Source organism: Kitasatospora sp. NPDC057692 (assembly GCF_042799475.1).
Taxonomy (GTDB): Bacteria; Actinomycetota; Actinomycetes; order Streptomycetales; family Streptomycetaceae; genus Kitasatospora.
On the sequence record NZ_JBHVIV010000115.1, the window covers coordinates 1 to 22,607 of the forward strand.

Here is a 22,607-nt window from a genome sequence, read left to right on the forward strand (position 1 = left end):
CCGATGATGTCGCCGACCGTCATCCGCGGGTTCAGCGAGGTGTACGGGTCCTGGAACACCATCTGGATGTTCCGGCGGACGGCCTTGAGGCCCGCGCCGGACAGCTTGGTGATGTCCTCGCCCTTGAACAGCACCTGGCCGGAGGTCGCCGTCTCCAGGTGCATCAGCACCTTGGCGAGCGTCGACTTGCCGCAGCCGGACTCGCCGACGATGCCGAGCGTCTCGCCCTTCGCCAGCTCGAAGGAGACGCCGTCGACGGCCTTGACGGCGCCGACCTGCTTCTTGAAGAGGATGCCCTGGGTCAGCGGGTAGTGCTTGACCAGGTCCTTGACCTCCAGGATGGGCTCAGCCATGGAGGGTCTCCTTCCAGAGGTGGCACGCGCTGCGGCGGCCGGTGAGCTCCTTGCCGTCCTTGTCGGTCACCTGGTGCAGCTTCGGGATCTCCGTGCGGCACAGGTCGGTGGCGACGTCACAGCGGGGGTTGAACGCGCAGCCGGCCGGGACCTTCAGCAGGTTCGGGGGCAGGCCCTTGATCGCGTACAGCTCCTGGCCCTTCTGGTCCAGGCGCGGGATGGAGCGGAGCAGGCCCTTGGTGTACGGGTGGGCCGGGCGCGCGTACAGCTCGTGCACCGGGGCGGTCTCGACGATCCGCCCGGCGTACATCACGGCGATCTTGTCCGCGACGTCGGCGACCACGCCGAGGTCGTGGGTGATCAGGATCAGGCCCATGTTGTACTCGTCCTGCAGCTCCGCGAGCAGGTCCATCACCTGGGCCTGGACGGTGACGTCCAGGGCGGTGGTGGGCTCGTCGGCGATGATCAGGTCGGGCTCCATGGAGAGCGCCATGGCGATCATGATGCGCTGGCGCATACCGCCGGAGAACTGGTGCGGGTAGTCGCCCACGCGCTGCCTGGCGGCGGGGATGCGCACCCGCTCCATCAGCTCGATGGCCTTCTCCCGGGCCTCCTTCTTGGAGGCGCCGCGGTGCACCCGGAACATCTCGCCCAGCTGCGCGCCGACGGTCATCACCGGGTTCAGCGAGGAGAGCGCGTCCTGGAAGATCATCGCGATCTTCTGGCCGCGGATCAGCCGGCGCTCCTCCTCCTTCATCGCGAGCATGTCCTGCCCGCGGAAGAGGATCTGGCCCTGGCTGATCTTGCCGGGCGGCATGTCGAGGATGCCCATGATGGTCTGGGCGGTCACCGACTTGCCGGAGCCGGACTCGCCGAGCACCGCCAGGGTCTCACCGGCGGCCACGGAGTAGTTGACGCCGTTCACGGCCTTGGCGACGCCGTCCCGGGTGTGGAACTCCACGTGGAGGTCCTTGACCTCCAGCAGCGGGGTGCCAACCTCCAGGCGGCCGTTCTTCTGGTTCTTCTCGATCACGGTGGTCATCGGGTCGTCACCTCTTCTCTCAGCGGAGCTTCGGGTCGAGGGCGTCGCGCACCGCGTCGCCGAGCATGATGAACGCGAGCACGGTGATGCTCAGCACGGCGGCCGGGAAGAGCAGCACGTGCGGGGCGTTCAGGAAGCGGGGCTGGGCGTCGCTGATCATCAGGCCCCAGGAGATCTGCGGCGGCTGGACGCCGATGCCCAGGTAGGACAGCGCGGCCTCGGCGCCGATGTAGACGCCCAGGGAGATCGCGGCGACGACGATGACCGGCGCGATGGCGTTCGGCAGGATGTGCCGGAAGGTGATCCGGCCGGAGCCGGCGCCCAGCGCGCGGGCCGCCATCACGTAGTCGTTGTTCTTGTTGGCCAGCACCGAGGCGCGCATGATGCGGAAGATCTGCGGCCAGCCGAGGACCGCCATGACCAGCGAGACGGTGTAGGCGTTGCCGGTGCCGAGCATCGACATGATCAGCATGCCGCCGAGCAGCAGCGGGATCGAGAAGAAGATCTCGGTGAAGCGGGACAGGATCGAGTCGACGATCCCGCCCTTCCAGCCGGCCAGCAGGCCGAGCAGGGAGCCCACCACGGTGACCGTGAAGGTGGTCAGCACACCGACGATGACCGAGTTGCGGGCGCCCCAGACGGTGCGGGTGTAGATGTCACAGCCCTGAACGTCGAAGCCGAACCAGTGGTCGGCGCTCGGCCGCTTCAGCGAGTCGGCCAGGTCGCACGCGCCGCCCGCGAACGGACTGCCGTCGGTGAACAGCTGCGGCACCGCGGAGATGATCAGCAGGCAGGAGACCAGCACCGCGCCGATGATGAAGATCGGGTTGCGGCGCAGGTCGCTCAGCGCGTCCGACCAGAGGCTCGCCACGCGCTCGGGCTTCTGGGCCTTCGCCCCGCCCTTGGCGCCGTTGTCGTCGGAAGGGGCCTCGGGGCCCTTGGTGATCGTGTCACTCATAGCGGATCCTCGGGTCGAGCACGGCGTACAGCAGGTCCACGAGCAGGGTGGTGATCAGGTAGATCAGCACCAGCAGCGTGACCACGCCGACGATGATCGTTCCCTGCTTCTGGTACACGGACTGGGCGAGCAGGCCGCCGATGCCGTGGATGTTGAAGATCCGCTCGGTGATGACCGCACCGCCCATGAGACCGCCGAGGTCGGCGCCCAGGAAGGTGACGATCGGGATCAGCGCGTTGCGCAGCGCGTGACGGCCGATCACCCGGCGCCGCTTCAGGCCCTTGGCGACCGCGGTGCGGACGTAGTCCGCGCGCATGGTCTCCATCAGGCTGGTGCGGGTCAGGCGGGCGACGTACGCGAGCGACATCGACGCGAGGACGAAGGCCGGCAGCAGGTACGCGCGGAGCCCGTCCTCCTCGTTGAAGGAGACCGAGAAGATCTCGATGCCGTAGTCGTTCTTCAGCTTGACGCCGAGCACGAGCTGCAGCACGAAGCCGGTGACGAAGACCGGGATCGAGATGACCAGCAGCGTGCTGATGAGGACCAGCTGGTCCAGGAACTTCCCCTTGCGCAGGGCCGCCATGACACCGGCCGCGACACCGACGACCGCCTCGATGACGAAGGCCACCAGGGCGAGGTTCACGGTGTACGGGAAGGCGTCCCCGATCATCTCGCTCACCGGGCGACCGGTGAGGCTCTCTCCCAGGTCGCCCTGGAAGACGCCGGTGATGTAGTTCCAGTACTGAACGATGAACGGGTCGTTCAGGTGGTACTTCTGGCGGATCATGTCCGCCACGATCGGGTCGGCTCGCTTCTCGCCGGCCAGCGCCTGCACCGGGTCACCGGGCAGGTAGTGGACCAACGCATAGATCAGCAGCGTCGCGCCGATAAGGACAGGGATCGCCTGTATCAGTCGGCGGATCACATAGCGGCCCATTAGACCTCCACACTTTCGGACAAGGAAGGGAGGCGGGGGGAGCCGGACTGTGGTCCGGTCTCCACCCGCCCCCTAATGTCTGCGTCTCAGATCAGCCGGCGAGCTCGACCTCGTCCAGGTTCATGCGACCCTGGGCGTCGGTGTCGAAGTTCTTGATCTTCTTGGAGTACGCGGCGGAGGACATGTAGGTGTAGACCGGGATGTACGGCAGGTCCTGGATCAGGACGTCGTCGGCCTGCTGGTACAGCTTCAGGCCCTCCTCCGGGGACTTCGCCTGGTCCGCCTGGTCCAGCAGCGACTCGAACTGCTCGTTGACGTAACCGCCGTAGTTCGAGCCGTTCTCGATCGCGACCTTGGAGAAGATCGGGCGCTCGTAGTTCTCGATGGACGGGTAGTCCATCGACCACGCCATGCGGAAGGCACCGGAGTACTGCTTGGCGCCCAGCGCGTCCAGGATCTTGCCGAACTTCTCGAACGGCTTGGTGGTGACCTCGACGCCGAGGTTCTTCTTCAGCTGGTTGGCGACGGCCTCGATCCACTCCTTGTGGCCGCCGTCGGCGTTGTAGCCCAGCTCGATGGTGTTGCCGGGGACGCCGCCCGCGGTGTCCCACATCTGCTTGGCCTTCGCCGGGTCGAACTTCGCCGCGTCGCCCATGGCGCCCTTGCGGTAGCCCGGGATCAGCGGGTTGATGAAGTCGTCGGCCGGAACGCGGGTGCCCGAGAAGATCTGCTTGGTGATCGACTCCCGGTCGATCGCCATCGAGATCGCCTTGCGGATCTCCGGCTTGCCGTAGACGGCCGGGTTGGTCGAGATCGGGAAGCCGATGTAGCCGACGCCCGACTCCGGCTTGTAGATGTAGCGGTCGCCGAACTCGCCCTTGACGGTGCCCATGGCCGAGATCGGGAGCTTGTCGGTGGCCTGGATGTTGTCGGCGCGCAGGTCGTTGTACGCGGTGTCCAGGTTGTCGTAGATCTTGAAGGTGACGCCCTGCAGCTTCGCCTTGCCGTCAGCGGCCGGGAAGTTGTCGTAGCGCTTGACCTTGATCTGCTTGTTGTGCTCCCACTTGCCGTCCATCTGGAACGGGCCGTTGCCGATGGGGGCGTCCTCGAAGGACTTCGGGTCCTGGAAGAAGGCCTTCGGCAGCGGGTAGAACGCGTTGTAGCCCAGCATGGTCTTGAACTGGGAGAACGGGTTCGTCAGGGTGACGGTGAAGGTCTTGTCGTCGACGACCTGCAGGCCCTTGAGCTTGTCGGTGGTCGGCTTCTTGTCCTTGCCCGGGGACAGGTCGGCGGAGCCGTCGATCTTGGCGAAGAACGGCAGGCCCTCGGCCGCGTTGTCCTGGTTGGCGCCCCAGTTCCAGGCGTCGACGAAGGACTGGGCGGTGACCTTCTCACCGTTGTGGAAGGTGTAGCCGTCCTTGAGCTTGATCGTCCAGACCTTGCTGTCCGGGGACTCGATCGACTCGGCGACGCGCAGCTTCGGCTCGTTGGTCTTGCTGTCGTACTCGACCAGGCCGGCGAACAGCGCGTTCAGGACCTCGGCACCCTCGGACTCCGCGGTGTTCTGCGGGACCAGGCCGTGCTGCGGCTCACCGAGCTGGACGGCGATCGAGCCGCCGCCGGAGGCGGCCTTGTCGTCGCTCTTCGAGCTGGTGCTGCAGGCGGTCGCCGCGAGGGCGATCGCGGTCGCCGCGACGATCCACTTGGTCTGGGTTGCACCACGCATGGGGGGATGCCTCCTGAATTCGACTTTCCAACGAGGAGAGCACCGCGGGCGAGTGATCCGGTCCGCCGTGCCGTCCGCGCTCGTGGTTTCGGCGCGCACCCCTGCGCGTTAACCCTTGACCCGAGCCTGACTGCACCCACTATGTGTCACGCACGGACACGAAAGTGACCACTGCCGATCTCAATTAGGTCACATGAACGGTCGGTAAGTTTCGAAAATCGGACATATGAGACATACTCAGACAGGCATCAACCGGACAGTCGTCATGAATGACGGACTGTCACGTTCGCTCAGCGGACACCTCGGCGTGGTAAGCGCTATTCCGTTTATACGCGCGTCGACTGCATGGAGTAGTTGAAAAAGTTCGCCCCCCTCTCCATCGGAAAGGGGGGCGAACGTTTCCGGCCAAAGCACCGCCGGAAGGGCTCAGAACGCCGCGATCACGCCTTCTTGGCGCGCGAGGCGGTACGCCCGCGGTCCTTCTGGTCCAGGACGACCTTACGGATGCGAACCGTCTCCGGGGTCACCTCGATGCACTCGTCCTCGCGGCAGAACTCCAGCGACTGCTCCAGCGAGAGCTTGCGCGGCGGGACGATCGACTCGGCGACGTCGGCGTTCGACGACCGCATGTTGGTGAGCTTCTTCTCCTTGGTGATGTTGACGTCCATGTCGTCGGCGCGCGAGTTCTCGCCGACGATCATGCCCTCGTACACCTCGGTGCCCGGGTCGCAGAAGAGCACGCCGCGCTCCTGCAGGTTGGTCATCGCGAAAGCGGTGACCACGCCGGCGCGGTCGGCGACCAGCGAACCGTTGTTGCGGGTCGTCAGGGTGCCGAACCACGGCTCGTGGCCCTCGTGGATCGAGTGGGCGATGCCGGTGCCGCGGGTGTTGGTGAGGAACTCGGTCCGGAAGCCGATCAGACCGCGGGACGGGACGACGAACTCCATCCGGACCCAGCCCGAGCCGTGGTTGGACATGTTGTCCATCCGGCCCTTGCGGATGCCCATGAGCTGGGTGACGGCACCCATGTGCTCCTCGGGCACGTCGACGGTCAGGCGCTCGACCGGCTCGTGGGTCTTGCCGTTGACCTCCTTGGTGACCACCTGCGGCTTGCCGACGGTCAGCTCGAAGCCCTCGCGGCGCATGGTCTCGATCAGGATGGCCAGCGCCAGCTCACCGCGGCCCTGCACCTCCCAGGCGTCCGGGCGCTCGGTCTCCAGGACGCGGAGCGAGACGTTGCCGATCAGCTCGCGGTCCAGGCGGTCCTTCACCTGGCGGGCGGTGACCTTGCGGTCGACCCGGCCGGCGGACTTGGCGTCCGCGCCCTTGCCGCTGCCGCCCCGGCCGACCAGCGGCGAGGTGTTGGTGCCGATGGTCATCGAGATGGCCGGCTCGTCCACCGTGATCAGCGGCAGCGCGATCGGGTTCTCCGGGTCGGCGAGGGTCTCGCCGATCATGATGTCGGAGATGCCGGCGACGGCGCAGATGTCGCCCGGGCCCGCCACCTCGGCCGGCTTGCGGGTGAGCGCCTCGGTCATCAGCAGCTCGGAGATGCGGACGTTCGAGATGGTGCCGTCGCGCTTGATCCAGGCCACCGTCTGGCCCTTGCGCAGCTCGCCCTGCTCGACGCGGAGCAGCGCGATGCGGCCGAGGAAGTTGTCGGCGTCCAGGTTGGTGACGTGGGCCTGCAGCGGGGCGTCCGCGTCGAAGGTCGGGGCCGGGACGTGCTCCAGGATGGTGGAGAAGAACGGCTCCAGGCTGTCGCTGTCGGCGGGAACGGTGCCGTTCTCCGGCTTGGTCAGCGAGGCGACGCCGTCACGGGCGCAGGCGTAGACGATCGGGAACTCGATCTGGTCCTCGTCCGCGTCCAGGTCCAGGAAGAGGTCGTAGGTCTCGTTGATGACCTCGTCGATCCGGGCGTCCGGACGGTCGGTCTTGTTGATGCAGAGGATGACGGGCAGCCGCGCGGTGAGCGCCTTGCGGAGCACGAAGCGGGTCTGCGGCAGCGGGCCCTCGGAGGCGTCGACCAGCAGGACGACCGCGTCCACCATCGACAGACCGCGCTCGACCTCGCCACCGAAGTCGGCGTGGCCCGGGGTGTCGATGATGTTGATGGTGATCGGCGCGCCACCGTCCTTCGGGTGGTACTTGACCGCGGTGTTCTTCGCGAGAATGGTGATGCCCTTCTCGCGCTCCAGGTCGTTGGAGTCCATCATCCGGTCGTCCAGCTGCTGGTGCGCGGCGAAGGCGCCGGCCTGCTTGAGCATGGCGTCGACCAGGGTGGTCTTGCCGTGGTCGACGTGGGCGACGATGGCGACGTTACGGATGTCGTTACGCGTGGGCATGCCTAGCTGATTCTCCTGGAATCGTGGGTTACGGCGCCCGGCTGCGTGACGCGCACTTGCGACCCCTCGGCCGCCACCACCCGTTCCGCCTGCTACTACCGGTCCACCCGCCGGGCAGGACATGCCACGGCTTCCTCCTATGGTACGGGGAACCGCAGAGCTCGGCCGAAACGGGCATGGCGCGCGGGACCAAGATCACAGCTCGGTCACTTTCCCTTCACCCGGCATTCGGACTCCGCCGGGCCCCGGCCGTGATCCACCGCCTCCGCTCCGCCGACCGGGAGCGGCTGCTGGAGCGGCCCGTCGAGGTGTCCTAGCCGACCGCCCAGCCGAGGTCCTGGAGGCGCGGGCGGGCCAGGCCCCGGACCCCGGCGCCGACCACGCCGTCCCGGGCCGCCACCGCCTCCGGGCGCTGGAAGAGCGGCACCGAGTGGCCCAGCTGCCAGATCCGCACATCGGCCTCCTGGAGCAGGGAGCGGCGGGCGGCCGGGTCGGGTTCGGCGGCGGCGCGGTCGAGGAGCCGGTCGATCTCCTCCGTCCCGGCCCGCGCGTAGTTGCGGTCGGCCACCGGGGTGCCGTCCGGGCCGGGGCGGGGCTTGGCGTAGACGGGCCGCTGCTCGTCGGCCGGATCGGGACCGGCGGGCCAGGAGAACAGGGCGAGGTCGAAGTCGCCGGTGGCCAGGTGGCCGGCCACGAAGGTGTCCGCCGGTGCCTCCACCACCCGGACGGCCGCCCCGGCCGCCGTGAGGTCCGCCGCCACCGCGTCGGCCGCCCGCCGGAGGGTCGCGGACGCGGCCGGGACCAGCAGGGTGAGCGCCAGCTCGCGCCCGCCCCGGGTCCGGGTGCCGCCGGCGGCGGGGCGCTTCCAGCCGGCCGTGTCCAGCATCCGCCCGGGATCGGCGCCGCCCAGCGCGTCGGCGTCGTCCCGGTGGCCGGGCTGGTCGCCGGCCAGCAGGTGGTGGCCGAGCACGGCGGCGGGCAGTCCGAACGGGGTCAACGCGGCGTCGGCGGCGTGCCGCCGGTCGACGGCCCGGGCCAGCGCCCGGCGCAGCACCGGGTCGGTGAGCGGTTCGCGGGCGGTGTTCAGGGTGAGCTGGGCGAGGCCCGCCCCGGCGGCCCGGTGCAGGGTGACGCCGGGCAGCGCCGCGGTCGCCCGCAGCGCCTCGGCGGTGCCGGGCCCGGCGCGCTCGACCGCCGCGGTCAGCGGGGCGAGGTCCAGCCGGCCCCGGGCCAGCTCCTCGGCCCGCCGCTCGGCCGGGACGGCGAGGAACTCGATCCGGTCCGCCTTGGCCGGCGCGCCCCACCAGAACGGGTTGCGGACCAGGACGGCCTTCCCGCCCGCCGGGTCGTACCCGTCGACCAGGAACGGGCCGGCCGTCGGGTGGGCGGTGCCGCCGGGCAGCGGACGGCCGAAGGCGGCGGGGGTGGCGGTCTCGGCGGCGGGGTAGAGCGGGTCGAACAGGGCCTGCCACCCGGCGCAGGGGCGGCGGAAGGTGACCCTGACCTCGTGCGGGTCGGCGCCCTGGGCGACGGATTCGACGGCCGCGTACCCGGCGGGCCCGGTGGCGGAGAGCGCGGCCCGCTGGGCGGCGAAGTCGGCGGCGGAGAGCGGGGTGCCGTCGCTCCAGACGGCGTGCGGGTTGAGGCGGTAGGTGACCACCTGGGGCAGCTGTCCGGGCGGGGTGGACTCGGCGGCGGCCAGGTAGTCCGGGTCCGGGACCCACTCGCCGTGCGCGTCCGGCCGGAACAGCGCGGGGTAGAGGGCGTGCGCGAGCAGCGCGGAGTCGGCGGTGGCGGCGGGCTGGTGGACGTTCACGGTGGCCGGGACGGCGTCGACGGCCCAGCGCAGGGTGCCGCCGCCGCGGACGGCGCCGCGGTCGACCGGGCGGAGGTCCCCGGTGACGACGGCCGGGCCGGGCGGCGCGGGGTCGGGCGTCCGGCCGGTGCGGGCCGGGGCGGGGCCGCCGAGGCAGCCGGCCGTGGCACCGAGGGCGAGCAGCAGCGCGACGGCTGCGACGGGGAGGCGGGCGCGCATGGCGGCCATCGAACGCCGACCCCGCGCGCCCGGCGGCCCCGACACGGCGGCCCGCCGGGCGACAGCACCCGGTCGGCCGTATCGCCGCCCGGCTCCGCGGGCCCGGTCTAGAGCCCCAGCTCGAACCAGACGATCTTGCCCTTGGGCGTGCGCCGGCTGCCCCAGCGCTCGGCGAGCAGGCTGACCAGCTGGAGCCCGCGCCCGCCCTCGTCGGTCTCGTGGGCGCGCCGCTGCCTCGGCTGGGCGTAGCCGTCGTCCCAGACCTCGCAGACCATGGTCCGGTCGCGCAGCAGCCGCAGCCGGATCTCGCCCCGGCCGTGCCGCAGCGCGTTGGTGACCAGCTCGCTGACCAGCAGCTCGGTGGTGTCGACCAGCTCGTCCAGGCCCCGGGCGAGCAGCCAGCTGCACGCGGCCTCGCGGGCCTTGGCGACCGAGGTGGGCTCGGGGGGCAGGAACCACTGGCCGACGGCGTCGTCGGGGAAGGCGTGCACCTTGGCCATCAGCAGGGCGATGTCGTCCTCGCCGTGGTGCGGGTTGAGCTCGCCGAGGACGTGGTCGCAGAGGTCCTCCAGGCCCTTGCCGCCGTCGGAGAGCGCGTGCCGGAAGGCCCGCAGGCCCTCGTCCAGCTGGTGCTTGCGGCTCTCCACCAGGCCGTCGGTGTAGAGGCCGAGCACGGCGCCGTCCGGGAGGGTCAGCTCGACCTCCTCGAAGGGCTCGCCGCCGACGCCGAGCGGCAGACCGGGCGGGACGTCCAGCATCCGGGCGGGCTCGCCGGGGCCGAGCAGGACGGGCGGCAGGTGGCCGGCGTTGGCGAAGGTGCAGCGCCGGGTGACCGCGTCGTACACCGCGTAGACGCAGGTGGCGAGGTAGACCTCGCGGGCCTCCTCGTCGGCGCTGGAGGTGAGCCGCCCGTACGGGTTGGACCGGCCGGTCGGCGCGGTGTCGTCGCCGAGGCCGCGGGCGATCTCGTCGAGCGCCGCGAGCACCTCGCCGGGTTCGAGGTCGAGCATGGCCAGGGTGCGCACGGCGGTGCGCAGCTGGCCCATCGCGACGGCGGCGCGCAGGCCGCGGCCCATCACGTCGCCGATGACCAGGGCGGTGCGGTTGCCGGGCAGCGGGATGACGTCGAACCAGTCGCCGCCGACCTCGGTGTTGTTGTTGCTGGGCAGGTAGCGGCAGGCGATCTCCAGGCCGCTGGCGACCGGGTTGCCCGGGGGCAGCAGGCTGCGCTGCAGGATCAGCGCGCGCTCGTGCTCGCGCCGGTAGAGCCGGGCGTTGTCGATGCAGACGGCGGCGCGGGCGACGAGCTCCTCGGCGATCGCGACGTCGCGGGCGTCGAAGGGCTCGCTGCCGATCGCCCGGGAGAGCTGGACCAGGCCGAGCACCTGGTCGCGGGCGACCAGCGGGACGATCAGGGTGGAGCGCAGCAGCGGGTCGGGGCCGGGCTCGGGGACGACGCTGCGGCCGGTGCGCAGCGCCCGGGCGTGCGGCGAGCGGCGCGGGTAGCAGAGGGTGCCGCCGGCCTCGGCGATGGGCAGGCCGGTGACCGAGCCGAGCACCGAGGAGGCGCCGCCGACCACGCTGGAGACGGCGACCCGGCGCAGTTCGCCGCTGCCGTCGGTGAGCACGGTGTCGCCGAGCCGGCCGGCGCTGGGCACGGTCTCCCCGGAGAGCAGCGCGGTGTAGAGGTCGACGGTGGCGAGGTCGCAGAACGGCGGGACGACGACGTCCAGCAGCTCCTTGGCGGTGGTCTCCAGGTCGAGGGTGGAGCCGATGTGGGCGCTGGCCTCGTTGAGCAGCGCGAGGTTGCGGCGCACGCCGTCGGCCTCGCGTTCGGCGACGTGCCGGCTGGTGACGTCGGAGACCTGTCCGGCGACGCCCATCGGCTGGCCGGCCGGGCCGTTGAGGCGGTAGAGCGAGACGGCCCAGAGCCGGTTGCCCTCGCGGGTCGGGACGGCGGCGTGGAAGCGCAGGTCGAAGACGGGCTCGCCGCTGGCGAGCACCTTGCGCAGGGCCGCGGAGAGCCGGTCCGCCTCGGAGCCGGGGAAGATGTCGTGCGGAGTGAGGCCCTCCAGGTCGGTGGGGGCCAGGCCCATCCCGGAGGCGAAGGCGTCGTTGACGCGCTGCAGCCGGAGCCGGTCGTCGAAGAGGACGAAGCCGGTCGGGGTCTGTCCGAAAACCGCCTCCGAAGCGGCCAGATCCGTCTCGATCCGGCGGAGCCGGCCGAGGTCGACCGCGAGACAGGTGGCACCCGCGGCGGGCGGCTCGCTGTCCGGCATGAGGTAGAGCTCGGCGAGGCCCTCACCGCCGTCGGCGTGCCGGTACGGGGTGGTGCCGACCCACTCCTCGCCCGCCAGGGTGCGCTCCAGCCGGGCGCGGCCGCGCCGCCAGAGCTCCCGCGGGACGAAGGTGGTCACCGGGTCGGCGCCGACCGCCTCGGCGGCGGGCACGCCGAAGAACTCGGCCGCGCGGTCGCTCCACTGGCTGATCCGGCCGTCCGGGCCGATCGCGAAGGTGGCGACCCGGATGTAGTCGTAGATCGAGCCCGGATCCCCCGCACCCCACCGCTGCTCCTCGGCCGCCGGCCGTGGGGCGCGGGCGGGTGCGGGCAGGCGACGGGCAGGACCGGGCACGTGTTGAGCGCCGGCCTGCCCGGGTACAGCGGCATGACCGCTGCTGCTCGGCGCATTGCGCGCCGGGGTGCTGTTCACGGACCGACCCCTCCAAACCCGCGACCGTCCGGATGTCGAGAAGACCGAGTATTCATCATCGAGGGGTACGTTCACACGCCCTCAACATCACAACATCAGATCGGGCGAAGGTTTTTGTCCTACCGCCCGCGCAACCACAATGCCACGCTCGCGCCCCCTTCCGGGGCGCGCGCTCCCCCAGAGCCTCCCGGGGGCCTGGGCAGCGGCGTTCTCCCGGGCGGCCGCCGCGACCATCCGGCCACCGTCCGGTCACCGCCGCGCCGCCGTCCGGCCACCGCTCAGCCGCCGGCCGCCTCCGCCTCGGGGGTGCCCGGCAGCGCCTGCTCGAACCAGACCACCTTGCCCATCCCCTCCGCCCTGGCCCCCCAGTGCAGGGCCAGCAGGGCCACCAGCTCCAGCCCGCGGCCGCCCTCGTCCGCCTCGGCCGCGTGCCGCTCGCGCGGCGGGTCCGGCAGCGGGTCGGAGATCTCCACCAGCAGCGTCTCGCCGAGCGTCAGCCGCACCCCGATCGGCGCGCTCGCGTACCGGACGGCGTTCGTGACCAGTTCGCTGACCAGCAGCTCCGCGGTGTCGGTCAGTTCCTCCACGCCCCACTCGGCCAGCGTCGCGCGGACCAGTCGGCGGGCCCGGGAGACGGCGGTCGGCTCGGCGGGCAGCGTCCAGCCCGCCGTCGGGGTGCCGGCCTGCCCGTGGCCGAGCCGGGCCAGCAGCAGCGCCACGTCGTCCGGCTCGCGGCCCTGTTCCATGGTGTCCAGCACCGCCTCGCAGGCCGCCTGGATCGAGGCGTAGGGCTGCTGGAGCACCGTGATCAGCCGGTCCAGGCCGACGTCCAGGTCCTTGTCCCGGGACTCCACCAGGCCGTCCGTGCACAGCGCCAGCAGGCTGCCCTCGGGGATCTTCAGCTCGACGGACTCGAACGGGACGCCGCCGACCCCGAGCGGGGCGCCGGAGGGCAGCTCCAGGATCCGGCCGGCGCCGCCGGGCAGCGGACCGCCGTCGCGGGTCGGCCCGTCCGCCTCCTCCCCCGGCACCACCAGCACCGGCGGGATGTGGCCGGCCTTGGCGGCGGTCAGGGTCGCGGTGGCCGGGTCGAACACCGCGTACACGCAGGTGGCCAGCAGCGCCTCGTCCGGGCCCTGGGCGAGGTCGTCGGCCAGTTCGTGGACGTGCCGCAGCAGCACGTCCGGCGGCAGGTCGAGGGCGGCCAGCACCCGGACGGCGGTGCGCAGCCGGCCCATCGTCGCGGCGGCCCGCAGGCCGTGGCCCATCACGTCGCCGACCACCAGCGCGGTCCGGTCGCCGGGCAGCGGGATGACGTCGAACCAGTCGCCGCCGACCTCGGTGCCGCTGCTGCCGGGCACGTAGCGGTAGGCGACCTCGACGCCGGTGGGCTGCGGCACCTGCTGCGGCAGCAGGGTGCGCTGGAGGGTGAGCGCGGCGGTGCGCTCGCGGGCGTACAGCCGGGCGTTGTCCAGCGAGGAGCCGGCCCGGTCCGCCAGCTCGACGGTGAAGGCCAGGTCGTCCCGGTCGAAGCCCTCGCGGTAGCCCGCCCGGCTGACCAGCAGCAGGCCGATCACGATGCCCCGGGCCCGCAGCGGCACCACCAGCATCGAGTGCACGCCCAGGTCGTGCGCCGCCTGCATCTTCGGGTCGCCGGCGTAGGTGACGTCGCTCAGCTGGTCGGCGCCGGAGAGCAGCTCGGGCACGCCGGTGCGCAGCACCCGGCCGCAGGCGGAGTCCTCGGCGAAGGTGATCCGGGCGCCGCGCCGCAGCATCACCTCCACCTCCGGGCCGTCCTGGACGGAGGCGGTGCCGAGCTGGAGCAGCGAGGTGCGGCGGTCGTGGCCGTGGCGGGGCAGGTCGTCACCGTGCGCGACGGCCTGCAGCAGGATGACGGCGGCGTGGTCGGTCAGCCGGGGCACCACGGCGCCGGCCAGCTCCTGTGCGATCCGCGAGGCGTCCAGCAGGTCGCCGACCCGGGAGCCGAACTCGTTGAGCAGCGAGAGGCGGCGGCGGGCGTGCTCGACCTTGGCCACCGCCCGGTAACGCTCGGTGACGTCCATCACGGTGCCGGAGATGCCGAGGACCCGGCCGGAGCGGTCGGTCATCCGGCTGTAGGAGACCGAGCGGTAGCCGGAGCGGGCGGTGATCGGCGAGGCGAGGGTGACGTCGATGACCGGCTCGCCGGTGGCCAGCACCTGGCGCTGGATCGCGGTGATCTCGTCCGCGGCCCGCTCGGGCAGGGTCTCGCCGGTGGTGCGGCCGACGTGGTCCTCCAGTGCGACGCCGTTCATCTCGGCGAGGGTCCGGTTGACGGCGGTGTAGCGCAGCTCGGTGTCCATGATCGCGATGCCCAGCGGGGACTGCTCGAACAGCGCGTCGCGCACCGCGAGGTCCCGCTCCACCGCCCGGACGGCCGCCGCCTCGGCCAGGTTGACCTGCAGGAACGGGGTGCCGTCGCCGTCCACCAGGAGCGAGATCCGGGCGTCCACCAGCACCGGGGCGCCCTCGCGGTCGCGCAGCTCGGCCGGCCCGGACCAGTGGCCGTGCCGCAGGGTGTCCTGGATCGCGGTCCGGATCCGGGCCACCTGCTCCTCGTCGGGGACCAGGGTGTCGATCCGGCGGCCGACCAGCAGCTCGTTCGGCCAGCCGAGCAGTTCCTCGGCGGCCGGGCTCCAGAGCACCACCCGGCCGGCCGTGTCCAGGATCGCGATGGCCACCCTGACCACGTCGAAGAGGCTGCCGCCGACGCGCTCGCCGCCGACGCCGAGGGGTGCGGGAACGGCGCGCGGACCGCCCGGGAAGGGCCGTCCCGGGCGGCTGCGGATGCCGGTCGGCGGCGCCGCATCGGGCACCGTGAGCGACGGGGCAGGCTGCGCCGGCCGGGCGGACGACGCCCCCTCGGGCGCGCCCTCGCCCCGTCGGGGGAAGGTCGGCCGCTCCCGGCCGCCGGTCGTCCGGTTCGCGCCGAGGCGCAGCCGGGCGCGGGCGGCGGCGCCTCCCCCGGCGCCCGACCGTCTCGCTCCCCCGCCGCCGTACCCGCTGCTCGACACCGACGGGGCCTCCGGCTCTGCTCGGATCGGCGTCGCCGGCTGGGGCGGCTCACCGATGGTGACGAATAGTGCCGAAAAGTGACATACCCAGCAGGACCAAGGCTATCCCGCCGGTCGCACCGGCTTTTCCGATTTGCCCGATCCGTCGCCCCCACGCGTCGTTCCCGGGCGCGGCACGGCGGTTCGCCGGTGCGGGCCGGTACCATCCGGCCCGCACCGGGGTGCGGAGGGCGAGGGGGGTGTGGAGGGCGAGGGGGTGCGGCGTGCGGCTCAGGGCGCGGTCAGCAGGCGGGCGACCTCGGGGAGGACCTCCCGGTCGTGCTCCAGCCACGCGACGTCGGCCAGCTCGGCCGGGCCGAGCCAGCGCAGCTCGTCGTGGTCCTGCAGGGGGCGCGGCTCCCCCGCGAGGAGTTCGGCCGCCCAGAGCCGCAGCTCCAGGCCCGGGCGCACCAGCCACGCGCCGGGCAGCCGGGTGAGCGCCCGGGCCCGGACGCCCAGTTCCTCCATGAGCTCGCGCTCCAGCGCCTCGGTCTCGGTCTCCCCCGGCTCGGCCTTGCCGCCCGGGAACTCCCAGCGCCCCGCCACCTCGGCGGGCGCGCTCCGCCGGGCGGCGAGCACCCGCCCCCGGTGGATCAGCGCGCCGCCGACGACGATCCGGTTCTCCGCCGCGCCGCCGCCGGCGGGCTCCGGCCGGTCCATGGTCCTGTCCATGGACGCCGACCCTACGGCCTGCCCGTCAGTACGGCCTGCCCGTCAGTCGCGCGGGCCGCGCGCCTCCGAGGCCCCGGCGGGCTCGGCCTCGACCCAGTACAGCTGCTTGTGGCCGCGCGCCTCGAACTCGGCCGCGAGCCGCTCGGCCGCCTCCCGTTCGATCCCCCCGACGACCAGGAACCGGTTGCCGTTGTCGTCCTGCCGCATCACCCGGTAGGTGTCCATGCCGCCAGGCTAGGCCCTCCGGCGCGACGGCCCGTCAGACCCGGACCTCGGAGGCCTGCTCGCCGGTCGACAGCCCCAGCTCGCTCCGGATGTCCACCGCGAGCTTGCCGCTCTTGACGGACAGCGCCTGCGCCTTCCCGACCTCGCGCAGGAGCGTCTCGTCGTCCGTGGACTTGGCGGCCGCGTCCCAGGCGTTGGCCGCGTCCAGCTTGAGGGCGCCCAGCTCGATCAGCTTGGCGCGGGCCCCGGCCGGCCAGTCGATCCCGTTGGCCGACAGGTCCGCGACCTCCTTGCGGCAGGCGCCGGCCATCGTCTTCGCCCAGGTCCGGTACTCGGCCGGCTCCTCGTCGGCCTCGCCCTCCGGCTGGACGGCGAGCGCGCCGTTGTAGGCCTGGACGGCGTCCAGGTAGGTGCGCTGGGCCTGGGTCAGCTTGGTCCGGTCGGTGCGGACGCTGCCCGTGTGCGTCCGCGTCTCGTCCTGGAAGGTGCAGGTCACCCGGCGGTCGCCGGAGGCCCAGCCGACACGGCTCGGGTAGTAGTAGGACTCCTCCATGCCGTCGGGGACGAGCCAGGAGTCCAGGGCGTAGTCGTCGCGCACCGGGTTGCAGAGCCGCGAGGCGGCCTTCTCGATCTCGGTCAGGGTGGGGTACTCGGCGGGACCGCGGCCCGCGAGGTTGGAGAACCCGGCGACCTCGCCGTGGTGCGGCGAGGAGCAGGGCACCACGCGCACCCAGTAGACGCTCGCGGTCTCGGCACTCTGGCCGGAGCCGAGCGGCGGCTGGTCGAAGCAGTCACCGGTCGTCAGGTCGTTGATGGCCACCGAGCCCTTCGGGCCGCGCCGGGTGTCCCCGTACTGCTCCTCCTCCTCGAAGCCGGCCGCCGCGAGGCCGAGGAACCCGGCCAGGGTGACGATCGCCCCGAGGACGCCGGTGACCACGCCGGTGACCGCCATGCCGCGGCCCTTCTCGTTCCGCTTGGGGATCTGGACCAGCGCGACGATCGCGAAGGCGAGGGCCAGCGGCCACATGCAGAGCAGGCCGGTGACCAGCGCGGCGACCGCGAAGCCGTTGGTGACCGTCGGGGCCGGCGGGTAGGGGAAGCCGGGCTGGAAGCCGGCGTGGGCGGCGGGGGTGACGGCCGCCCAGCCGGTGGGGCGCGGCTGGTCGGGGTCGAAGGGCGGCGGCGGGCCGACGGGGGCGGCCCACGGGTCGGCCGCGGGCGGCGCGACGGGGGCGGGCGCGGCCCAGGGGCTGGGCGCGGGCGCCGGGTGCCCGGGGGTCGCGGGTTCGGGAGTCACGGGCGCGGAGGGCTGCTCCGCGGCGGGCGCAAGCGCGGAGGGCTGCTCCGCGGCGGGCGCGGGCGCGGCCGTCGGCTTGGTCAGCTCGACCCGCTCGACCGGCTCGGGGGCGGCGGCGTCGGACTCGGGCGTGGACACGTGCGATCTCCCCCGGCCCGCGGATGGCGGGCGACAGCTCGGCAGGACGACGACCCGCGGAGCCCACGGGCGGATCGCCCCGTCGGGCCGTCGGGTACGGGAACAGGCGCGCGACTCTACCCGATCTTGTGAAACACCCGCGCGCCTTTTCCCCGCCCCACGAACCATCCCGTCACCGCACGGCCGCCCCCGGCTCAGCGCCGGGCCAGCACCTCCCCGTGCAGCATCGCGAACCACCCGTCCCCGGCGGCCGCCCAGGCCCGCCATCCGTCCGCGATCCGGGCCAGTCCGGCCTCGTCCGCGTACCCCTCGGCCACCGCCGTCCGCGCGATGGCGGAGTCCGTGATCCGGTCCGCCCACAGCCCGCCCCACCACGCGCGCTGCTCGGGCGTCGCGTACGTCCAGGTGCTCGACGTGGCGGTGACGTCGGTGAAGCCGGCCGCCCGGGCCCAGGACAGCAGCCGCCGCCCGGCGTCCGGTTCGCCGCCGTTGTGCCGGGCGATCCGCCGGTACAGCTCCAGCCAGCGGTCCAGCTCGGGCACCTCCGGGTACCAGGCCATGGTCGCGAAGTCGACGTCCCGGACGGCGACCACGCCGCCCTCGGCGGTGACCCGGCGCAGCTCGCGCAGCGCGCCGACCGGGTCGGTCACGTGCTGCAGCACCTGGTGGGCGTGCACCACGTCGAACTCACCGTCCGCGTACGGCAGCCGGTGCACGTCGGCGGCCTCGAACACGACGTTGGACAGGCCCCGCCCGGCGACGTACCCGGCGGCCGCCTCCAGCACCTCGGCGGAGGTGTCCGCGGCCACCACCCGGCCGCCCGGACCGACCAGTTCGGCCAGGTCGGCGGTGATCGTGCCGGGGCCGCAGCCGATGTCCAGCACGGACTGTCCGGGCCGCAGCCGGCCGCGCAGGTAGGCGGCGGAGTTCTCGACCGTCCGGGAGCGGTGCGAACGCAGCACGGACTCCTGGTGGCCGTGGGTGTAGACGGCGGGCTTCGGTGCGGTCATGGTGACGTCCCCCTCGGGATCGGCCGGCTCCTCGACGGCTCCGACGCTACTCCGCGTCCCGCATTTCAAGAAGATTCGTCTCACATTCCGACTACTCCGGCGCCGGGGACGAAACGGCCCCCGCCCGGACGGCGAACCGTCCGAACGGGGGCCGAGGGCCTTGCCGTACCGCCTAGTTGAGGGTGAACCAGGTGGTCCGCGACTTCTTGAACTCCGGCTGGGTGAGGTCCTTGGCCTCGATGCCGTCGTTGTACAGCACGGCCGAGCCGTCGTCGGTGATCAGCTGCACCCGGGCGCCGGGGGCGGTGAGGTCCGGGACGTCCGCCACGGCCTCCCAGCCGCCCGCGTCGGCGGTCGGCAGGTCGAGCACCTTGACCGGCTGCGAGCCGGGCCGGCCGTCCCACCGGTAGAGCGCGTAGGGGTCGGAGTTGTCGTCCGCCGCCCAGGAGCCGGCCACGATCAGGTACTGCCCGAGCGCGTTGCGCCGCAGGTCGCGCACCGAGAGCCCGCCGAGGTCCAGCTCGATCGGCTCGCCGAAGGTGGCGTGCGAACCGCTGAGCAGCGACGGGAAGTTGGTGACCGGCACGATCAGCGCCCGGCCGCCGGTGACCGCCGGGGTGAGCGGCGCCCGGAAGCCCACGTACGCGGTGGTGGTGCTGCCCGGCGCGAACTCCAGGCCCTCGACGTTGAAGCCGTCGATCTGCTTGGGCGCCTGGCCGGCCGCCGACCCGGCCGCGAAGCCGTAGCGGTCGCCGTGCGCGCGGTCCCAGGCGATCAGGTCGCCGCGCAGGGCGGTCGAGGAGCCGGCGAGCGACAGCTGGGTGGTGGCGCCCGAGCCGCTGACGGTGGTGGCGAACACGGTGTGCCGGGCGGTCTTGATCTCGCCGTCCTTGTTGTTGCCCAGCGAGCCGGTCCAGTAGACGGTGTTGCCGACCCGGGTGGCGCCCTCGATGTCGATCTCCTTGGTGACGCCGAGCGCGGAGGAGAAGTCCCAGGTGCGGACGGGCGCCCCGGAGGCGTTGCGGTCGTACAGCCGCAGCACGTTGGACTCGTCGTCGGCCACCACGATGTACCCGCCGCCCGCGTCCACCGCCGCCGAGGCGTCGCTGGAACCGGTCAGGTAGCGGCTGTCCGCCGAGAACTGCACCGCCGGCGAGGCCGCATAGTGCAGCGTCCTCGACGCGGTCTTGCCGCCGAGCCCGGTGACCTTGACGGTCAGGTCGGTGTAGCCGACGCCCTGCGCGGCGACCGCGAGGGTGCGCGCGGAGCCGGTGCCGGTGACGGTGACGTCGCCGGTCCGGGCCACGGCCGTACGGGTGCTGGCGGTGGCGGCCACGGTGAGCGAGGAGACCGGGGCTCCGCTCTGGGCGACCGTGACGGTGACCGTCGGGTCGCCGGTGGCACCGACCGCGCCGGACAGGTAGGCGGCGGAGAACGTGATCGTCGGGGTGCCGTAGGTCACGGCGGCGGCGGGTCCGACCGGGAGGGCGAGCAGCGGCAGGGCGGCGGTGGCGACGGCCAGCGGCAGCAGGCGGCGGGAGGGACGGGACACGGTGACTGCCCTTCGACGTGGTGGGCGGTGCGAGGTCCGGACCAGGGTGGGGCCCGTCGGCGAACGCCGCCCCGACGGCAGCGGGCCGTTCGGCGAACACCGGCCCTCACCCGTCCCTCTCGTTCGCGGGCGCCGTACCGTGGACGGGCATCCGCCTCACAGAACGGTCCCTCCACCATGCCCGCGCCGCGCCCCTTCGTCCTGCTGAGCGCCGCGATGTCGCTCGACGGGCACCTCGACGACGCCTCCCCCGAGCGGCTGCTGCTCTCCGGGCCGGCCGACTTCGACCGGGTGGACGCCGAGCGGGCCGCGAGCGACGCGATCCTGGTCGGCGGCAACACCCTGCGCGCGGACAACCCCCGGCTGCTGGTCAACGACCCCGGACGGCGGGCCGCCCGGCGCGCGGCGGGCCGCCCGGAGCACCCGCTGAAGGTGACGCTCAGTGCGAGCGGCCGGCTGGACCGCTCGCTGCGGTTCTGGCACACCGGCGGCGAGCGGCTCGCCTACACCACGGACGCCGGGGCCGCCGCCCTGCGCCCGGCGCTGGACGGGCTGGCCGAGGTGGTGGCGCTCGGCGCGGTGGTGGAGCTGGGCGCGGTGCTGGACGACCTGGGCGCGCGCGGGGTGCGGCGACTGATGGTCGAGGGCGGCAGCGGGGTGCACACCCAGTTCCTGGCCCAGGGGCTCGCGGACGAGCTCCAGCTGGTGGTGGCGCCGCTGCTGGTCGGCCAGGCGGGGGCGCCGCGGTTCGTCGGCCCGGCGGACTTCCCCGGCGGACCGGCCCGGCGGATGCGCCTGCTGGAGGCCCGTACGGTGGGTGATGTCGTCCTGCTCAGGTACGCCCCGAAGGAGCCCGCCCCGTGACCGACCCGCGCCCCGCCGACCTGGCCTTCCTCCGCCGGGCCGTCGAGCTCTCCCGCCGCTGCCCGCCCTCGGGGACGGCGTTCTCGGTCGGCGCGGTGGTCGTCGCCGCCGACGGCACCGTGCTGGCCGAGGGGTTCAGCCGCGAGGTGGACGGCCACGACCACGCCGAGGAGGCGGCGCTCGGCAAGCTCCCGGCCGGCGACCCGCGGCTGCGCGGTGCGACCGTCTACAGCTCGCTGGAACCCTGCGGACAGCGCGCCTCCCGCCCGGTGCCGTGCGCCGAGCTGCTGATCGCGGCCGGCGTCCCCCGGGTGGTGGTGGCCTGGCGCGAGCCGTCCACCTTCGTCGCCGAGACCCGGGGCGCGGCCCGGCTTGAGGCGGCCGGCGTGGAGCTGGTGGAGCTGCCCGAGCTGGCCGAGGAGGCCCGCGCGGTCAACGCGCACCTGCTGGGCTGAGGCCCTCGAAGGGCGGGGCGATCTTTTGTATCATGAATGAACAATCTCCTTCGCCCGCCCTCCCCCACGCCTCCTGGAGCCGCCCGATGCCCGCGACGACCTTCACCACCCGCGCCCTCCTGCTCGACATGGACGGCACCCTGGTCAACTCCGACGCCGTGGTCGAGCGCTGCTGGCACCGCTGGGCCGAGCGGCACGGCCTCGACCCGGCCGAGGTGCTGCGCGTCGCGCACGGCCGCCAGGGCCACGCCACCATGGCCGCCCTGCTGCCGGACCGTCCGGTGGAGGTCAACCTCGCCGAGAACGAGCGGATGCTGGACGAGGAGAAGGCCGACACCGAGGGCGTCGTCCCGATCCCCGGCGCCCCCGCCTTCCTGGCCGCCCTGGCCGGACTCCCGCACGCCCTGGTCACCTCCGCCGACGCCGAGCTCGCCCGCGTCCGGATGGCCGCCGCCGGCCTCACGCTGCCGCCGGTCCTGGTCACCGCCGAGTCCGTCGGCGCCAGCAAGCCCGACCCCGAGGGCTTCCTCAAGGGCGCCGCCGCCCTCGGCTTCGCCCCCGCCGACTGCCTCGCCTTCGAGGACTCCGAGGCCGGCATAGCGGCCGCCCGCGCGGCCGGCGTCCCGGTCATCGGCATCGGCCCCCGCGCCGCCGCCCACCGCCCCACCGCCCACGCCCTCACCCTCGATGCCCTCACCGTCACCCAGGGCCCCTCCGGCACCCTCACCGTCACTCTCGCCTGACCCCTCGGCCACGAGCTGCGACCGCGGGAGCCCTGTGCTTCGCTGGAAGGGCACGGACCTGCCGTTCGCCCCCGATCGGGTGTGATCGCAAAGGAGTCCCGAGGTGACCACCAACCCACCCGCCCAGGCCTGCAACTTCACCACCGCCCGCCCGACGATCAAGCAGGGCTCCTCGGGCGACGCCGTGAAACAGGCCCAGTGCTACCTCAACCACTCCCTGACCGGGGACGACCTCCTCGTCGACGGCGTGTTCGGCCCCGTCACCGACGCCGCGACGAGACGCTTCCAGTCCTGCGCCAAGATCACCGTCGACGGCGTCATCGGCGCCCAGACCTGGTCCTTCCTGACCTTCTTCGCCAACTCCCCGGGCTTCGCCTGCTGAACGCCCCCGGAAACGCCGGGAGGCCGCCCGACCCGCGCTCAGCGGGTGGGGCGGCCTCCCGGACGCGGTC

The 22,607-nt window shown here is 73.0% G+C and carries 16 protein-coding genes and 1 pseudogene; 3 read left to right on the forward strand and 14 right to left on the reverse strand.

Annotation, left to right across the window (positions count from 1 at the left end; all coding sequences use genetic code 11):
• The 14 genes from ACFVFS_RS36870 to ACFVFS_RS36935 all read right to left on the reverse strand — a co-directional run.
• Window positions 1-353 (reverse strand): ATP-binding cassette domain-containing protein (locus ACFVFS_RS36870; RefSeq protein WP_380629336.1); only part of this gene is annotated, 353 nt, incomplete at its 3' end.
• Window positions 346-1,395 (reverse strand): ABC transporter ATP-binding protein, encoded by a 1,050-nt coding sequence (locus ACFVFS_RS36875; protein ID WP_380629337.1) that lies wholly within the window; start codon window positions 1,393-1,395, stop codon window positions 346-348. The genes ACFVFS_RS36875 and ACFVFS_RS36870, both read right to left, overlap by 8 nt.
• Before the next feature lie 19 nt (window positions 1,396-1,414).
• Entirely contained in the window at window positions 1,415-2,353 is a 939-nt protein-coding gene (locus ACFVFS_RS36880) for an ABC transporter permease (protein ID WP_380629338.1), read from the reverse strand.
• Entirely contained in the window at window positions 2,346-3,290 is a 945-nt protein-coding gene (locus ACFVFS_RS36885; RefSeq protein ID WP_380629339.1) for an ABC transporter permease, read from the reverse strand. Before ACFVFS_RS36885 ends, ACFVFS_RS36880 begins: the two co-directional genes overlap by 8 nt.
• 91 nt (window positions 3,291-3,381) lie before the next feature.
• Entirely contained in the window at window positions 3,382-5,016 is a 1,635-nt protein-coding gene (locus tag ACFVFS_RS36890) for an ABC transporter substrate-binding protein (protein WP_380629340.1), read from the reverse strand.
• A gap of 440 nt (window positions 5,017-5,456) precedes the next feature.
• Entirely contained in the window at window positions 5,457-7,361 is a 1,905-nt protein-coding gene (gene typA / locus ACFVFS_RS36895; protein WP_380629341.1) for a translational GTPase TypA, read from the reverse strand.
• A gap of 313 nt (window positions 7,362-7,674) precedes the next feature.
• Complete coding sequence (locus tag ACFVFS_RS36900; RefSeq protein WP_380629342.1) at window positions 7,675-9,396, reverse strand: ABC transporter substrate-binding protein; 1,722 nt, start codon at window positions 9,394-9,396, stop codon at window positions 7,675-7,677.
• Between the two features lie 107 nt (window positions 9,397-9,503).
• Complete coding sequence (locus tag ACFVFS_RS36905; protein ID WP_380629343.1) at window positions 9,504-12,029, reverse strand: SpoIIE family protein phosphatase; 2,526 nt, start codon at window positions 12,027-12,029, stop codon at window positions 9,504-9,506.
• 356 nt (window positions 12,030-12,385) lie between these two features.
• Window positions 12,386-15,160 (reverse strand): SpoIIE family protein phosphatase, encoded by a 2,775-nt coding sequence (locus tag ACFVFS_RS36910; RefSeq protein WP_380629344.1) that lies wholly within the window; start codon window positions 15,158-15,160, stop codon window positions 12,386-12,388.
• A gap of 270 nt (window positions 15,161-15,430) precedes the next feature.
• Window positions 15,431-15,871: a (deoxy)nucleoside triphosphate pyrophosphohydrolase gene (locus tag ACFVFS_RS36915; protein ID WP_380629345.1), complete on the reverse strand. Its 441-nt coding sequence runs from the start codon at window positions 15,869-15,871 to the stop codon at window positions 15,431-15,433.
• 42 nt (window positions 15,872-15,913) lie between these two features.
• Window positions 15,914-16,096, reverse strand: coding sequence for an SPOR domain-containing protein (locus ACFVFS_RS36920; RefSeq protein WP_380629346.1), 183 nt, complete (start codon window positions 16,094-16,096; stop codon window positions 15,914-15,916).
• Window positions 16,097-16,130: 34 nt separating this feature from the next.
• Window positions 16,131-17,531 (reverse strand): DUF4190 domain-containing protein, encoded by a 1,401-nt coding sequence (locus tag ACFVFS_RS36925; protein WP_380629347.1) that lies wholly within the window; start codon window positions 17,529-17,531, stop codon window positions 16,131-16,133.
• Window positions 17,532-17,725: 194 nt separating this feature from the next.
• Window positions 17,726-18,541, reverse strand: a complete 816-nt coding sequence (locus ACFVFS_RS36930) for a methyltransferase domain-containing protein (RefSeq protein ID WP_380629348.1) — start codon at window positions 18,539-18,541, stop codon at window positions 17,726-17,728.
• A 172-nt stretch (window positions 18,542-18,713) separates the two neighbouring features.
• Window positions 18,714-20,093 carry a hypothetical protein gene (locus ACFVFS_RS36935; RefSeq protein WP_380629349.1) on the reverse strand — a complete coding sequence of 460 codons (1,380 nt, stop codon included), beginning with the start codon at window positions 20,091-20,093 and terminating at the stop codon, window positions 18,714-18,716.
• Window positions 20,094-20,270: 177 nt separating this feature from the next.
• Here ACFVFS_RS36935 and ACFVFS_RS36940 point away from each other — a divergent pair.
• The 3 genes and pseudogenes from ACFVFS_RS36940 to ACFVFS_RS36950 all read left to right on the forward strand — a co-directional run bounded on the left by ACFVFS_RS36940 (window position 20,271) and on the right by ACFVFS_RS36950 (window position 22,537).
• Window positions 20,271-21,412: pseudogene (locus ACFVFS_RS36940) on the forward strand (dihydrofolate reductase family protein).
• Window positions 21,413-21,498: 86 nt separating this feature from the next.
• Complete coding sequence (locus tag ACFVFS_RS36945; RefSeq protein WP_380629350.1) at window positions 21,499-22,155, forward strand: HAD-IA family hydrolase; 657 nt, start codon at window positions 21,499-21,501, stop codon at window positions 22,153-22,155.
• Window positions 22,156-22,258: 103 nt separating this feature from the next.
• Window positions 22,259-22,537 (forward strand): peptidoglycan-binding protein, encoded by a 279-nt coding sequence (locus ACFVFS_RS36950; protein ID WP_380629351.1) that lies wholly within the window; start codon window positions 22,259-22,261, stop codon window positions 22,535-22,537.
• Window positions 22,538-22,607 lie beyond the last annotated feature (70 nt).

Excerpts from the sequence above, each read along its gene's own strand:
- ACFVFS_RS36875 (WP_380629337.1), bottom strand. The coding sequence starts at position 1,395 with ATGACCACCGTGATCGAGAAGAACCAGAAGAACGGCCGCCTGGAGGTT.
- ACFVFS_RS36880 (WP_380629338.1), bottom strand. The coding sequence starts at position 2,353 with ATGAGTGACACGATCACCAAGGGCCCCGAGGCCCCTTCCGACGACAAC.
- ACFVFS_RS36885 (WP_380629339.1), bottom strand. The coding sequence starts at position 3,290 with ATGGGCCGCTATGTGATCCGCCGACTGATACAGGCGATCCCTGTCCTT.
- ACFVFS_RS36890 (WP_380629340.1), bottom strand. The coding sequence starts at position 5,016 with ATGCGTGGTGCAACCCAGACCAAGTGGATCGTCGCGGCGACCGCGATC.
- typA (WP_380629341.1), bottom strand. The coding sequence starts at position 7,361 with ATGCCCACGCGTAACGACATCCGTAACGTCGCCATCGTCGCCCACGTC.
- ACFVFS_RS36900 (WP_380629342.1), bottom strand. The coding sequence starts at position 9,396 with ATGCGCGCCCGCCTCCCCGTCGCAGCCGTCGCGCTGCTGCTCGCCCTC.
- ACFVFS_RS36915 (WP_380629345.1), bottom strand. The coding sequence starts at position 15,871 with ATGGACAGGACCATGGACCGGCCGGAGCCCGCCGGCGGCGGCGCGGCG.
- ACFVFS_RS36920 (WP_380629346.1), bottom strand. The coding sequence starts at position 16,096 with ATGGACACCTACCGGGTGATGCGGCAGGACGACAACGGCAACCGGTTC.
- ACFVFS_RS36930 (WP_380629348.1), bottom strand. The coding sequence starts at position 18,541 with ATGACCGCACCGAAGCCCGCCGTCTACACCCACGGCCACCAGGAGTCC.
- ACFVFS_RS36945 (WP_380629350.1), top strand. The coding sequence starts at position 21,499 with ATGCCCGCGACGACCTTCACCACCCGCGCCCTCCTGCTCGACATGGAC.